The sequence below is a fragment of the Catellatospora coxensis genome (genome assembly GCF_016862635.1).
In the GTDB taxonomy this organism is placed as follows: domain Bacteria; phylum Actinomycetota; class Actinomycetes; order Mycobacteriales; family Micromonosporaceae; genus Catellatospora; species Catellatospora coxensis.
Map to the genome: position 1 here is coordinate 1 of NZ_BONI01000021.1, position 12798 is coordinate 12798.

The window sequence follows — 12798 nt, forward strand, 5'->3', positions numbered from 1 at the left end:
GCCGTCAAGCGAGAGAGTTGGCAGCGCTGGCTCGCCTCGGATGCGGATGTCTGACCATCCCGCCGCCAGTCCGTACGATCGATCGCGACCAAAAACCTCAAACGTCACCGCGCGTCAGAAGGTGCGGATCGCGATCTCGGCCGGCGCGGCCAGACCCTTGACGATCTCGTCGTCGAGTCTGACCAGGGTCAGTGAGGCTCCGGCCATGTCCAGGGAGGTGCAGTACTCGCCGACGTAGTTGCGCCGCACGTGGATGCCGCGGGCTTCGAGCTGCTGGTGGGCGCGGCCGTAGAGCAGGTACAGCTCGCCGATCGGGGTGCCGCCCAACCCGTTGATCATCAGGGCGACGTCGTCGCCGCGTTCGTAGGGCAGGTCGGTCACGACGGCTTCGAGGAGCTCGTCGATGATGGTGTCGGCGTTGGCGAGCTTCTCGCGGCGGCGGCCGGGCTCGCCGTGGATGCCGACGCCGATCTCCATCTCGTCGTCGCCGATCTCGAACAGCGGCGAGCCTTTGGCGGGCGGTGTGCACGAGGTCAGGGCCATGCCCATGGTCCGGGTCACCGAGTTGACCTTGTTGCCGAGGCGTACCAGCTCGTCGATGTCTGCGCCGGCTTCGGCGGCCGCGCCGACGACCTTGATGACGAAGAAGTTGCCGGCCACGCCGCGCCGGCCGATGGTGAAGGTGGAGTCGGCCACGGCGACGTCGTCGTCGATGAGCACGGTCTGGATCTGCACGCCTTCGGCTTCGGCCATCTCCTTGCCCATGTCGAAGGCCATCCGGTCGCCGGTGTAGTTGTTGATCAGGTGCAGTACGCCTTTGGGTGTGGCGAGCAGCTTGCTGGTCTCCAGCACGTAGTCCATCGGCGGGGCGGCGAACACGTCGCCGGGGCAGGCCGCGTCGAGCATCCCCTTGCCGACGATCATCACGTGGGCGGGTTCGTGCCCGGACCCGGAGCCCTGGATGATCGAGACCTTGTCGTCGCGTGGGGCGTCGGCGCGCATGATGAGGTTGTATTCGGGGACGTAGCGCAGGGTGTCCGGGTTGGCCAGGGCGACGCCTTTGAGCATCTCGGGCACGAACTGGCGCGGGTCGTTGACGAACTTCTTCATGGCGGCGCTCCCGTGTTCAGAAGGTGGTGGGCCAGGCGTCGGCGAGGGCTTCGATGATCACGGCCACCGCGGTGGCGCCGGGGTCGACGCTGCCGATGCTGCGTTCGCCGGTGTAGCTGGCCCGGCCGCGGCGGGCTTCCAGTCGCGCGGTGGCGTCGGCGCTGGTGCGGGCCACGGTCGCGGCGGCCCGGACCATGGTCTGGGCGTCGCTGCCGAGTTCGAGCTGGCGGGCCATCTCGTCGGTGGCCGGCACGAGCGCGTCGAGCAGGGTCTTGTCGCCGAGGCTGGCGTTGCCGCGGGCCTGGATGCCCTCCGCGGCGGCGCGCAGCATCGCGACGACGGTGGCGCCGTCCAGTTGTGGCTGGGCCGTGGCGGCGGTGGCGGCACGCAGGAACGCGGTGCCCCACAGCGGCCCGGAGGTGCCGCCGATCTTGCTGGTGATGACGACTGCGATCTTGCGCAGGAACGTGGCGACGTCGGCGCGGTCGAAGGTGTCCCAGTCGGCGAGGACGACTTCGAAGCCGCGGGCCAGCGAGTAGCCGAAGTCGCCGTCGCCGACGACGGCGTCGAGGTCGCCGAAGTACTTCTCGTTGGCCACGGCGGTCTGCGCGATCGTGCGGACCACGAACTCGACCTGCGGCATCGGGTTGCCGGTCATCGCCTGTCCCTTCCGGCCAGGACGGCGGCGAGGTCGTCCAGCGTCACGTACGCCCCGGGCGTGGCCGGGCTGTGGTCGGCCAGCACGGTGATCGGGGCGGCGTCGGGCTCGCCGAGGGAGTCCACGACGAACGCGGCGCCGGTGAAATCCTCGTCGGCGGTGTAGTCGTTGACGGTGACCACGCAGGCGATCCCGGCCGCGACCGCGGCGGCCAGGCCGTTGTGGGAGTCTTCGATGACGACCGCGTCGTGCGCGCTCAGGCCGAGCCGGTCGAGGGCGAGCAGGTAGATGTCGGGTGCGGGCTTCTTGCGGGGCACGATGTCGCCGGCGAGCACGGTGAAGTCGCGGGCCCGGTCCGGGCCGACAGCATGTTCCAGCACCGCCCGCACCGACGGCTCGGCCGAGGTCGAGGCGACTGCCAGCCGCCACCCGGCGGCGTGGGCCTGTTCGGTGATCCTGGCGATGCCGGGCCGGGGCGGCAGGTCACCGGCGGCGACCATGGCCGTGTAGATGGCGGTCTTGCGCCGGTGCCAGGCGGCGACGGCCTCGGCCTGCCCGGCCGGGTCGGCCGGCAGCCCGGCGGCGGCGACGAACTCGGGCGTGAGCAGGCTGGCCATGCGTTCCTTGCCGCCGCCGATCGCGAGCCTGCGGCCGTACTCCTGCTCGTCCCACCGCACGGGCAGGCCGAACTCGGCGAAGGTCTGGTTGAACGCGGGCAGGTGCCCGTAGCGTTCGGTGTCGGCCAGCACGCCGTCGCAGTCGAAGATCAGTGCCGTCACCATGCGCGCCCCGTGCTGCCGAAGCGGTCGGCGTAGCCGGCGGCCATCGCGGTGACATCGGCGGCGACGTGCCGGAACAGCGACGGCGGATCCCACTTGTGCTGCGTCTCGGCCTCGCGCAGGAACGCCAGGTTCGACTGCATGTAGGTCATCTTGAGGGCGGTGGACACGTTGACCTTCGCGCAGCCGCGGGCGATCAGGTCGGCGAACTGGGCATCGGTCAGGCCCGTGCCGCCGTGCAGCGCGATCGGCACGCCGGTCGCGGCGACCAGGTCGCTGACGCGCTGGCCGTCCAGGTGCGGTTCGGCCGAGTAGACGCCGTGGGCGTTGCCGATCGACGGGGCGAACACGTCGACGCCCGACGTCTCGATGAAATGGACCGAGACGTCCAGGGTCTGCCGGTGGGCAGCCTCGTCGCTGCCGACACCGTCCTCGACGCCGGTGATCGCCTCGATCTCGCCCTCGACGTGGGCGCCGTGGGCGCGCGCCTCGGCGACCACCTCGACGGTCTGGCGCAGATTCTCCGCCACGGGCAGCGTGGAGGCGTCGAACAGCACCGAGTTCCAGCCCCTGGCCAGGCACTCGGTGATCACCGCCCGCTCGGGGCAGTGATCCAGGTGCAGGCTGACCGGCACCTCGATCCCGGCGGTCATCGCCCGCCACATCGCGGACAGCACGTCGGAGCCGATGGACTTCACCGTCTTCACCGACGTCTGCACGATCATCGGGGACCTGCGCTCGACAGCGGCGGCCAGCACGCTCTCCAGCGTCAGGTCGTTGACGATGTTGATCGCGGGCACGCCGTAGCGCTCCCGCATGGCCCGGTCGACGATCTCCTTGAGCGAGACCACACCCATACGCCGAACACTAGAACGCCAAAGCGTCCGGATTGCCGGTATTGACCACAACGGCTGGCGGTTTGGTCATTTCCCATCGCCCCCGAGCCGCGTTCTGCCGCCGGTTCCACCCAGGTTCGGCCTGGCAGGACGGTGCTGACCGACGATGATCGCGATGTGCGCTCCGCCGCGCGAGCGTGCCGCCGGCGCGGCCGCCCACGCCGGGATCGACGAGGTGGTGGTGAGCCATCCAGAGTCAGGGGCGGGCGTGGTTCGGCGACCGGGCGAGCAAGCCGGCCCGGTCGCCTACCTGTCAGCCGCGGATGATCTCCTTGATCCAGCCGGAGATGTTGTCCACCCGGGAGGTCCGCTCCTCCAGCGAGTGCGGGCAGGACGGTCCGCCGCTTTCCACCGACACCAGAGTGGGCCGCCCGCTGCCGTGCTCCATGAAGTACGGCGCACCCGAGTCGTACGGGCAGGCGCTGGTGTCGGGCGCCGGTGCCAGGGCGGTCACCCCGACGGTGGGTTCGGTCACCGAGACGACGGTGACCTGGCCGGTCCGCAGCTGCGGCGACGGCACGGGGTTGGAACTGGTGATCGACCCGAAACCGGTGATCCGCAGGACGTCGCCGACCTCCGGCGCCTTGCGGCTCAGGGCCAGCGGCCGAATGTCCTTGATCGGGAAGCTGAGCTTCGCCAGCGCCAGATCGGTGGTGGGCGACTGGCGCACGGCGATGACGGTGGCGACGTGACCGATGTCGGTGGTCAGGTCGGCCCGCCCGACGGTGGCGGTGGTCAGGTCGGCGACCGGCCGCTCCACCCGGACGCCGTTGAAGTCGCGGAAGCAGTGTCCCGCGGTGACGATCCACTGTGGTGCGATGAGCGCACCCGAGCAGGCGCTGTTACGGCGACCGCCGTCGGCCGTCGGGATCCCGGTCATGGTCAGTTTGACCGCGAACCGGAACTGGCCGTTGGGCACGATCTCGCCGTTCGCGACGGCGTGTGCCGGGCCTGCCGGGAAGATCCCGAGGCCGGCCGCGACGACCGTCGACGTGAGCAGCAGCCCGGCTCGACGAATGCGGTGCTTGAGCGTGACGTCCAAGAACTCATCCTCTGCTCTGCGCGGGAGCACCCGCGTCTGTCTGTCGTCGACTGCCTCGACGGCGTCGACGACAAACGTTGCTTTCACTATGGATAGACGCGGACCACCTGCCCCCAGGTTGTGATCTCGACGCTTCCAATGTGGTCATGCGAACCGAAGGTCGCGAGGGCGGCCGGCTGGTCCGGGGCTGACCGGGGGCCTGGCGGACCAGCCCCGCACGCGAGGCGCAGCTCACCGCCGCGCTGGTGGTGTGGCCTGAAACGCAGCCGGCGATCCGTTACAGTCCGCCCGTGTCGACCGACCAGTTGCTGCTTACTCACCCCGATCCGCCAACACCGCGGCACCTGCGCCTCGAGGTCGACGGGGCCCGGCTGCGACGCTGCACCTGGAGGGGCTCCGGCAAGGAAAGGTGCAGCTCCCGCGACTTCCCCAATCACGAGGCCGCCCGCGACGCCCTGGCGCGTGAGGCCGCGGCCCGTATGCGCGAGGGCTTCGCCTACGTCCGAGACGCGGCCGGCACCCCGCCCGGTGAGCCCGTCCTGCGGTGCGCCCCGCCGAACCGTTACGGTCCACAGACATTCGACCTGCACCCGCAAGGCCACACCCTCGCCGTCGCCTCCCTGCGCCGCGACGCGTACGGCGCCGACCTGCACCTCGTCGAAGTCGCCACCGGCCGACGCCGACTCGTGCACACCGAGGCGCCAGGCTCGGGACCCACGGGACAGACGTTCATCCATGCCGTGCTGTTCGACGCCGACGGCACCGGCTTGGTATACGCGCTCAACGGCGAGACCCGTCACCTCGACCTCGCCACCGGCACCACCCGGGTCCTCGCACATTACGAGCATCTCGGCAATGCCCGGTTCAACCACTTCTGCACCCGGCCGGCGCAGGACGCCACCCGGCGGCGGCTGCTGCTGTTCGATGCCGGCGACCAGGTCCGGGTCCGCGACACCGGCACCGGCGAGGACGTGCTGGTCGTGCCCGTCGCCGACCGCCCCGAGTGCCGCGCCGGAGCCCTGTCGCCCTCGGGGCGGCTGCTCGCCCTCGCCTTCGGCGTCGATGACTCCATCGTGCAGGTGTGGCACGTCGAGACCGGTCAGTTGCTGCACAGCACCCCCTTCCCGTTCCCGTTCTCCGGCACCACCGGCCGCACCGGGATCAGGGACCTGGGGTTCGACCCCGGCGAGAGGTTCCTCGTCGCTGCCGGCGGCTTCGCCGAGGGACCCTTCGCACTACCCGTCGGCGGGGACACGCTCGCCTGGGCGGTGCCCGATCCGTACCGGACCGACCGCTACGGCACCTGTTTCGGTTGGCAGTACTCCCCGTCGGGGGACCTTCTCGCGATCGGCGGCCGGCTGGGCGCCACGCTGCACCTGCCGGACGGCGCACCTTCACCGGTGCCGCTGGCGCTGTCGCACACCGGCCGCACCCACCGCGTCGTCTTCTCCGCCGACGGCACCCTGCTTGCCTGTGGCGGTGACAGCGGCCGGCTGTCCGTGCACCGCGTGACCGGCCAACCCTGACTTCTCGGGACATGACGGGGGGTTGGTCCTGCCGAGGTGCTTCCGCCAGGGTTCCGGACGGCGAGGATCTGAGCAGCGGACCCGACAGGCCGACTGCGAGGACGTGGCGATCCACTGTGGAGGGGGTGCGCGGCAGTCGATGTCACGAAGCCGTAAGATTTCGCCGTCCTCAGCGCGACTAGGGTCGATGGACATGAAGAAGGTTCTCGCCGCAGTCTGCGCTGCCGCAAGCCTCGCCCTGGCCGCATGCAGCGACGCCCCTGAACCTGCGGCCGACCCACCTCCCAGCAGCGGATCAGTGACCACGTCAGCGTCACCGGCCAGTCCCGCGCCGGACCCTGGCGGCACCGGCGAGACACCGCAGACGTTGCGGTTCACCGCCACCACCGTCGACGGCAAGACCTTCGACGCGGCCGCCCTCGCCGGCAAGCCCGCGGTGCTGTGGTTCTGGGCCGCCTGGTGTCCACGCTGCCGCGGCGACGCCGCGGAGATCCGTGACCTGCAGCAGCAGTACGCCGGGAAGGCCGGCGTCGTCGGCGTGGCCGGGCTCGGCAGCGGCGCCGCCGCGATGAAGGACTTCGTCGCCGACTACCGCCTCGACGGGTTCCCGCAGCTCGCCGACGACGCCGGCAAGGTGTGGCAGCGCTTCGAGGTGCCGAGCCAGCACTACTACGTCATCCTGGACAGCTCCGGGAAGGTGGCCCACTCCGGTCCGCTGACCGTCGCGCAGCTGAAGCAGAAGGTCGACGGGCTGCTCTGATGCCCGACGCCCCCTACGCTCTGGCGCTGGCCGCCGGGGTGCTGGCCGCGGTGAACCCGTGCGGATTCGCTCTGCTGCCCGCATACGTGTCGCTGCTGGTCGTCGACCAGCAGGCACCGGGGCGCAGGGCGCTGCCGGTGCTGCGGGCGCTGGCCATGACCGGGGCGATGACCGCGGGGTTCGTCACCGTGTTCGGGGCGTTCGGCCTGCTGGCCGCGCCGGCCGCGGACTGGGTGTCCCAGCGCCTGCCCTGGTTGACGGTCGTCATCGGCCTGCTGCTGGTGGCCCTCGGCGGGTGGCTGCTGTCCGGACGCGAGCTCGCCTCGCCGGTGCCCAAGCTCGGCCGGGCACCGGACCTGCGGCGCCGGTTCTGGCCGATGTACCTGTTCGGGATGTCGTTCGCGGTGGCGTCGCTCGGCTGCACCATCGGACCGTTCCTCGGCGTCGTCGTCATCGGGTTCAGCGCCGGCTCCACGGCGGCCGGCGTCGGGCTGTTCCTGTCCTACGCGGCGGGCATGGCCCTGGTCGTCGGCACCGTCGCGGTCGCCGTCGCGCTGGCGCAGCAGCCGGTGATCAGGGCGATGCGCCGCGCGGCGCCGCTGCTGTCACGCGCCGCGGGACTGCTGATGGTCCTCGCGGGGGCATATGTCGCCTGGTACGGCTGGTACGAGATCCGCATCTTCGCCGACCCGGACACCACCGACCCGGTCATCGACGCCGCCGCCACCGTACAGACAGCCCTCGCCGCCTCCGTCGATGCCATTGGCGCGGGTCGGCTTGCCGCAGCGCTCGGTGTTCTGGCCGCGGTGGGGGCGCTGGTGGCGCTGGCGCGGCGGCGGTACGGGCGATGACCGGCTGAATGCCTGAACGAAGATGGCGGCGAGGGCTTCAGGTGTCGTACTCGCCGTTCCAGGGCTCGTGGAAGCCGAGCCGTTGCGGGTAGAGCTCCGCCCATGGGCCGCTGCGGCTCTGTTCCGGATCGTCGGAGGTCTCGTCGATCAGGCCGAAGACGACTTCGTCGACGTCGACCCGGAAGGGCCGGATCGCGATGTCGCAGAAGGTGACCGGCCCGATGTCCGACAGCCAACCCGTCACCGTCTGGTCGGCCCGCTCGACTGCGTCTCCGTCGGCCCTGACGCCCGCGAACAACACGTCCGAGCCGAGGTGCTGTCCGGTGTCGTCGAAGCGGTGCAGGACCGCGTATATCCGCTGCTCCTGCCGCCAATCGTCGCCGAGGACGGCACCTTCTCGGTACGCGCCGGTGACGTCGGCGAAGAACTGTCCGCCTGCGTACCGGCCGATCCGGTCAGTGCGGTAGCCGGGCTCATACTTGATCGGGATGACTTCCGGGAGTCGCACATCGCGGATCTTAACTGCCTTCAGCGTGCAGAGCCTGCGCATCCTGAGCAATGGACGTGCGCCCGGTCGTGGAGCACGTGCACTGTGCACGTTCACAGGCGATTCGGCCCGCAGAAGCGGATGGTCGCGGGCTGACCGGACGGCCGGTTGCTGCTCCGCCGGTCCGGCGTCTCGGCTGCCCGCAACGCATGTTCACCTGCTTATTCCAGCAATCAGGACGAAGCGGCGGCGACACGATCACCTCTTGACAGCCGCAGCGCCATCGTTACCTTGAACTGTGAACGTGCACAGAAGTCAGGTAGAGCCCGCGTTTCGAGCAGGTTGACCAGGAGGATGTACATGCGCGGCAAGCACACCATCCGTGCCCCCTTGGCGGTCGTCGTGGCCACGGCCGTGGCGTTCGCCGGCTCCGTCGCCGGCACCGCGGCGCCCGCGACGGCGGCGGCCGGCGACGTCACCATCACGCCGGTCGAGAGCAACCTGGCCGGCAAGCCCTGGGTCTCGGCCGCGGCCAGCAGCGCATCGGCCAAGGCCGCCCGCGCGATCGACGGCGACCCCGGCACCGCGTGGCTGGCCTCGCGCCAGCGAGCGGGGGAGTGGCTGACCCTGCACCTCGGCGGACGCTATGACAACGTGCGCAAGGTCGAGGTCGTCTTCCCGGACAAGGGCGCCGTCTACCAGTACGTCATCGACGCGTCCTCCGACGGGACCACCTGGACGACGGTCGTCGACCGTACCGGCTCCTGGGTGCCGGGCCGCGGCGGGGTGCACCTGTTCACCCGCCCCGGCACCGCCCACCTGCGCGTCACCATCACCCGCGCCTCGCCGGGCGCGAAGATCGGTATCAGCGAGCTCTCGGCCTTCAACTACCTGCGCGACGACCTGGTGCTGGGCGCCGACCTGTCCTACGCCGACCAGAACACGGCCAGGGACGGCCTGACCTACCACGTCGACGATCCCGCCCAGGCCGTCGACCTGCTGTCCTTCGCCAAGAACGCCGGCATGGAGTACGTCCGCCTGCGGGTGTTCAACGACCCGCGCGACGAGCGCAGCCACGAGTACCTCGACCCCGCCTACCAGGGTCTCGAGCGAACCGCGGCGGTCGCGAAGTCGGTCGCGGACAAGGGCATGGGGCTCGGCATCGACCTGCACTACTCCGACCACTGGGCCGACCCGAGCAAGCAGGCCAAGCCGACCGCCTGGACCAGCCTGTCCTTCGCGGACCTCACCGCCGAGGTCTACGACTACACGCACGACTACGTCCAGGCGCTGGTCGACCAGGGCACGACGCCGGACAAGGTGGCCGTCGGCAACGAGCTCATCAACGGGTTCCTCTGGGGCAGCGAGCGGCCGCAGCCGTGGTTCGCCGACCCGGCCGACTGGTGCTTCACCTGCTACTTCAACAATGATCCCGCCTTCGTCGCGCAGCCGGGCGGCGGCCTGCTGTGGGACTACTTCGGCTCGTCGGACGCCACCGAGCGGGCCGCGTACGACGCGGCATGGGACCGGTTCACGACCCTGCAGGCCGCGGGCATCAAAGCCGTCCGCGACGTGTCGGCGGCCAATGGCCTCGACATCAAGCTCGAGACCCACGTCATCATCGACGACGGCAGGCTCGACCGGACGCTGGAGTTCTGGAGCCAGTTCCTCACCCGGCTCAAGGCCAAGGGCCAGGACATCGACGTGATCGCGCACTCCTACTACCCGGAGTGGCACGGCAGCGCGGAGGACTACGAGCGCAACCTGCACGCGATCGCCGCGGCACACCCGGGCTACGAGCTTGAGATCGCCGAGACCTCCCACCCGGCCAACGACTGGGACGGGATCCCGGTGCCGAACTCGCCGTACCCGAAGACCGCGCAGGGGCAGGCCGACGCGTACCAGCGGGTCTTCCAGATCGCCAACGACCTGCCGGACAACCGCGGCATCGGCGCGCTCGTCTGGGAGCCGGCCAACTGGCAGGAGATGGTCGACTGGGGCAACTCCAGCTGGCCCGTCCTGAACGTCTTCGGGTCGGTCGAGGTCTACCGCAAGAGCGACGCCGAGCGGGTGCTGCAGGACACGGTCTACACCGCGACGCCGGTCCGGCGGGCGCCGCGCCTGCCCGCGACCGTCGACGTGCTGACGACGGCCGACGGCTCGATCGCACCCGTCGCCGTCACGTGGGACGCGGTCCCGAGCGGCGCCACGAGCGCACCGGGGGAGATCGTGGTGAACGGCACGACCGCGTACGGGCCGGTGACCGCCGTCGTGGACGTGGTAAGGCGCCTCGGCCCGCCGATCATCGCGTGACCACGTTCGACCGGTCCGGACCGGCCGGATCTGACATCAAGTCGGCCACCTTCCGCACCTCGGAGCCGGCGGTCTGACACGCACCCGATGACGACCTCGGCTCCCGCGGCACGCCGTAGGATCCGAGGCCGTCATCGGGCCGCTATCCCAGCCGTGGCGTGAGCGGGGTCAGCTGCTGGATGTCGTGCCGTGCCCGCAGCTCCGCGATCGCGGCCTGGTCCGGTCGGCCGCCGCCGATCAGGTCACTCAGCTCCTGCAGGTACACCTCGTGTCCGGCCGGGGTCACGAGGAACAGCATCCGTGCCGGCGCGGGACCCGGGTTGAAGAACGCGTGCGGCACCCCCGACGGCACGAACATGCTGCTACCCGCGCCGCCACGCAGCACCTTGGCGCCGTCGTCGGACTCCCAGCCGCGCCAGTCGCCCGCGGCGGTCGGCGACCCCGCCCGGGGACGGAACGCCAGCAGGTCGAGCTCGCCCTCCAGGATGTAGAACAGCTCCTCGGCATGGTGATGGAAGTGCGCCCCCACATCGAAGCCGGGCTGCACGACGGTCTCGAACATCGACCAGGTCGGGGTCTGCTCGGCGCCGACCTTCATGGTCATGCCGGAGCCCGCGATGGGCCGTCCGGCGCCGGGAGGCAGCAGAAGTCCAGCAGTCATCGGTGTCATCCCTTCAACGGCACAGGTTCGGCGGTGGTGCGCCCGGTCGCGCGGACCACCGTCCACGTCGTCCACCGCCGCCGCGGTCTCGCCCCACAGACGCTACCGAGACCTGGACACCTGGTCCTGGTACAGAAGCTGCTACTCTCCCGCCGAGACCGGGGGACTGTCCATGGACGAAGCGGCGGCGCGTCGAGCCGAACTCGGCCTGTTCCTGCGTACTATGCGGGCGGCCGTGACACCCGCCGACGTCGGGTTGACGCCCGACCTGCAGCCCGGACGGCGGCGCACGCCGGGGCTGCGCCGCGAGGAGGTCGCCGAGCTGTCCGGCGTCAGCCTCACCTGGTACACCTGGCTCGAACAGGGCCGTAACGTCACCCCGTCGACCCAGGTCGTGGACGCGCTCGCGCGCGCCCTGCGGCTCAACGAGGACCAGCACCACCACCTGCGCCGCCTCGTCGGCCCCAGACCGCCGGTCCGGGCGCCGCAGCCGCAGCCGCACCGCCGGCTGCAACGACTCGTCGACGCCCATACGACGGTCCTCGCCGTCGTCTACGACCGCCACTTCGACTATGTGGTGTGGAACAGGGCGTACGCCCAGGCGCGGCTCGACCCGCTGACGCTGCCCGCGGACCGGCGCAATCTGCTGTGGATGATGTTCACGTACCAGCCGAACCGTGCGGTGATGGGTGCGCGCTGGGAGGTCGCGGCCCGCGCGGTGCTCAGCCAGTTCCGCATCGCGGCAGGCGAGCATCCCGGCGACCCGCGGTACACCTACCTGGTGGATCTGCTCCGGCGGTCGAGCCGCGAGTTCGCCACGTGGTGGGCCGAGTACGACGTACGTCCGTTCCGCGCGGCACGCCTCGTCCTGCACGGCGACAGCGCGGACACCGCCGTGGACGTGTTCCAGCTCCGCCTGGTCGACGAACCCGACCTGCTCATGGTGATCCAGGTGCCCGCGACCGGCCCGGACGACGCTGCCGCCGCGTGAGGCGGGCGTCAGGAGACCGCCGGTGGCCAGCGGTGTTCGCGCCACTCGTCCCAGGTCGCGAACCCGGCCGGCGGGTCGTCGATGGGTTCGCTGCCGTCGAGCTCGCCCGGTGTGGGGATCTCGATGAAGGCGGCCCACTCGGCGAGTTCCTCGTCGGACATCGGCCAGGTGGTGTGCGGCGCTTCGGCCAGCCGCCGGTCGGCTCGTCTGCGCTGCTCGGCGGGGGCGAGTTCGAAGTAGCGCAGCTCGGCCGCCGCGCCCAGGTCCGCTGCCGCCCGGCGGAGCGCGGAGCGCTCGTCGCGGCTCCAGAGGCCGTAGTCGATCACGACGTTGTTGCCCAGTTCCAGGGCGCGCAGCCCGATCTGGATGAGCCGCCCTTCGATCACGTCGCCGGCCGAGGTCGGATTGTCGTGGCCGTAGAGGGCCTTGACCCACTCGTCCTTCGTGAGGCGAAGTGCCTGGTGCTCGATCTCGATGCACCGAGCGGCGGTGGTCTTCCCGGTGCAGGGCAGCCCCACGGTCAGGAACAGTGTCGGTCGCCTCATGATCACCCGCTTTCGCCGAACCGGAACCCTCATCATCGCCTCCGCCGGTTCGGCGGCGAACGGCGGCCGGGCCGCAGCCCTTGTCCGCCCGCGCCGCCGAGCGCGGGTCGGCCGGCGGAGAAGAGCCGACCGCACCCGCCCGGTCCCGGGTGAGGCACGGACGCCCGAGAAGGCCGCTG

13 protein-coding genes are annotated in these 12798 nt (G+C 70.8%); 5 read left to right on the forward strand and 8 right to left on the reverse strand.

What is annotated here, in order from left to right:
* Positions 1–114 precede the first annotated feature (114 nt).
* The 5 genes from dhaK to Cco03nite_RS14405 form a co-directional block, all read right to left on the reverse strand.
* Positions 115–1110 (reverse strand): dihydroxyacetone kinase subunit DhaK, encoded by a 996-nt coding sequence (dhaK, locus tag Cco03nite_RS14385; RefSeq protein WP_203692575.1) that lies wholly within the window; start codon positions 1108–1110, stop codon positions 115–117.
* Positions 1111–1126: 16 nt separating this feature from the next.
* Complete coding sequence (gene dhaL, locus Cco03nite_RS14390; protein WP_203692576.1) at positions 1127–1768, reverse strand: dihydroxyacetone kinase subunit DhaL; 642 nt, start codon at positions 1766–1768, stop codon at positions 1127–1129.
* The gene (locus tag Cco03nite_RS14395) at positions 1765–2550 is read right to left on the reverse strand and encodes an HAD-IA family hydrolase (RefSeq protein WP_203692577.1); all 786 of its coding nucleotides are present in this window, start codon (positions 2548–2550) and stop codon (positions 1765–1767) included. Before Cco03nite_RS14395 ends, dhaL begins: the two co-directional genes overlap by 4 nt.
* Entirely contained in the window at positions 2544–3404 is an 861-nt protein-coding gene (locus tag Cco03nite_RS14400) for a class II fructose-bisphosphate aldolase (RefSeq protein ID WP_203692578.1), read from the reverse strand. The genes Cco03nite_RS14395 and Cco03nite_RS14400 overlap by 7 nt, the downstream gene beginning before the upstream one ends.
* A 292-nt stretch (positions 3405–3696) precedes the next feature.
* On the reverse strand, positions 3697–4485 hold the full coding sequence (locus Cco03nite_RS14405) for a S1 family peptidase (RefSeq protein WP_239167369.1): 789 nt from the start codon (positions 4483–4485) through the stop codon (positions 3697–3699).
* Positions 4486–4775: 290 nt separating this feature from the next.
* Between Cco03nite_RS14405 and Cco03nite_RS14410 the strand changes: the two genes are divergently transcribed.
* From Cco03nite_RS14410 to Cco03nite_RS14420, 3 genes are all read left to right on the forward strand, one after another.
* Positions 4776–6011 carry a WD40 repeat domain-containing protein gene (locus Cco03nite_RS14410; protein WP_203692579.1) on the forward strand — a complete coding sequence of 412 codons (1236 nt, stop codon included), beginning with the start codon at positions 4776–4778 and terminating at the stop codon, positions 6009–6011.
* 187 nt (positions 6012–6198) lie between these two features.
* A complete protein-coding gene (locus Cco03nite_RS14415; protein ID WP_373314238.1) occupies positions 6199–6771 on the forward strand; it encodes a redoxin domain-containing protein in 573 nt (190 codons plus the stop codon).
* Positions 6771–7622, forward strand: coding sequence for a cytochrome c biogenesis CcdA family protein (locus Cco03nite_RS14420; protein ID WP_203692581.1), 852 nt, complete (start codon positions 6771–6773; stop codon positions 7620–7622). The genes Cco03nite_RS14415 and Cco03nite_RS14420 overlap by 1 nt, the downstream gene beginning before the upstream one ends.
* Before the next feature lie 37 nt (positions 7623–7659).
* On the opposite strand, the gene Cco03nite_RS14425 is transcribed toward Cco03nite_RS14420, so the two are convergent.
* Positions 7660–8172, reverse strand: a complete 513-nt coding sequence (locus Cco03nite_RS14425) for a hypothetical protein (RefSeq protein WP_203692582.1) — start codon at positions 8170–8172, stop codon at positions 7660–7662.
* A 297-nt stretch (positions 8173–8469) separates the two neighbouring features.
* On the opposite strand from Cco03nite_RS14425, the gene Cco03nite_RS14430 reads away from it, so the two are divergent.
* The gene (locus Cco03nite_RS14430) at positions 8470–10422 is read left to right on the forward strand and encodes a glycosyl hydrolase 53 family protein (protein ID WP_203692583.1); all 1953 of its coding nucleotides are present in this window, start codon (positions 8470–8472) and stop codon (positions 10420–10422) included.
* Between the two features lie 142 nt (positions 10423–10564).
* Here the strand turns inward: Cco03nite_RS14430 and Cco03nite_RS14435 are convergent, their stop codons facing one another.
* The gene (locus Cco03nite_RS14435; protein ID WP_239167370.1) at positions 10565–11083 is read right to left on the reverse strand and encodes a cupin domain-containing protein; all 519 of its coding nucleotides are present in this window, start codon (positions 11081–11083) and stop codon (positions 10565–10567) included.
* Positions 11084–11255: 172 nt separating this feature from the next.
* On the opposite strand from Cco03nite_RS14435, the gene Cco03nite_RS14440 reads away from it, so the two are divergent.
* Complete coding sequence (locus Cco03nite_RS14440) at positions 11256–12074, forward strand: helix-turn-helix transcriptional regulator (RefSeq protein WP_203692585.1); 819 nt, start codon at positions 11256–11258, stop codon at positions 12072–12074.
* Positions 12075–12082: 8 nt separating this feature from the next.
* Here Cco03nite_RS14440 and Cco03nite_RS14445 read toward each other — a convergent pair whose 3' ends face one another.
* A complete protein-coding gene (locus Cco03nite_RS14445; RefSeq protein ID WP_239167371.1) occupies positions 12083–12619 on the reverse strand; it encodes a P-loop nucleotide/nucleoside kinase family protein in 537 nt (178 codons plus the stop codon).
* Between the last annotated feature and the right edge of the window lie 179 nt (positions 12620–12798).

Excerpts from the sequence above, each read along its gene's own strand:
- dhaK (WP_203692575.1), bottom strand. The coding sequence starts at position 1,110 with ATGAAGAAGTTCGTCAACGACCCGCGCCAGTTCGTGCCCGAGATGCTC.
- dhaL (WP_203692576.1), bottom strand. The coding sequence starts at position 1,768 with ATGACCGGCAACCCGATGCCGCAGGTCGAGTTCGTGGTCCGCACGATC.
- Cco03nite_RS14395 (WP_203692577.1), bottom strand. The coding sequence starts at position 2,550 with ATGGTGACGGCACTGATCTTCGACTGCGACGGCGTGCTGGCCGACACC.
- Cco03nite_RS14400 (WP_203692578.1), bottom strand. The coding sequence starts at position 3,404 with ATGGGTGTGGTCTCGCTCAAGGAGATCGTCGACCGGGCCATGCGGGAG.
- Cco03nite_RS14415 (WP_373314238.1), top strand. The coding sequence starts at position 6,199 with ATGGACATGAAGAAGGTTCTCGCCGCAGTCTGCGCTGCCGCAAGCCTC.
- Cco03nite_RS14420 (WP_203692581.1), top strand. The coding sequence starts at position 6,771 with ATGCCCGACGCCCCCTACGCTCTGGCGCTGGCCGCCGGGGTGCTGGCC.
- Cco03nite_RS14425 (WP_203692582.1), bottom strand. The coding sequence starts at position 8,172 with ATGCGCAGGCTCTGCACGCTGAAGGCAGTTAAGATCCGCGATGTGCGA.
- Cco03nite_RS14430 (WP_203692583.1), top strand. The coding sequence starts at position 8,470 with ATGCGCGGCAAGCACACCATCCGTGCCCCCTTGGCGGTCGTCGTGGCC.
- Cco03nite_RS14435 (WP_239167370.1), bottom strand. The coding sequence starts at position 11,083 with ATGACTGCTGGACTTCTGCTGCCTCCCGGCGCCGGACGGCCCATCGCG.
- Cco03nite_RS14440 (WP_203692585.1), top strand. The coding sequence starts at position 11,256 with ATGGACGAAGCGGCGGCGCGTCGAGCCGAACTCGGCCTGTTCCTGCGT.
- Cco03nite_RS14445 (WP_239167371.1), bottom strand. The coding sequence starts at position 12,619 with ATGAGGCGACCGACACTGTTCCTGACCGTGGGGCTGCCCTGCACCGGG.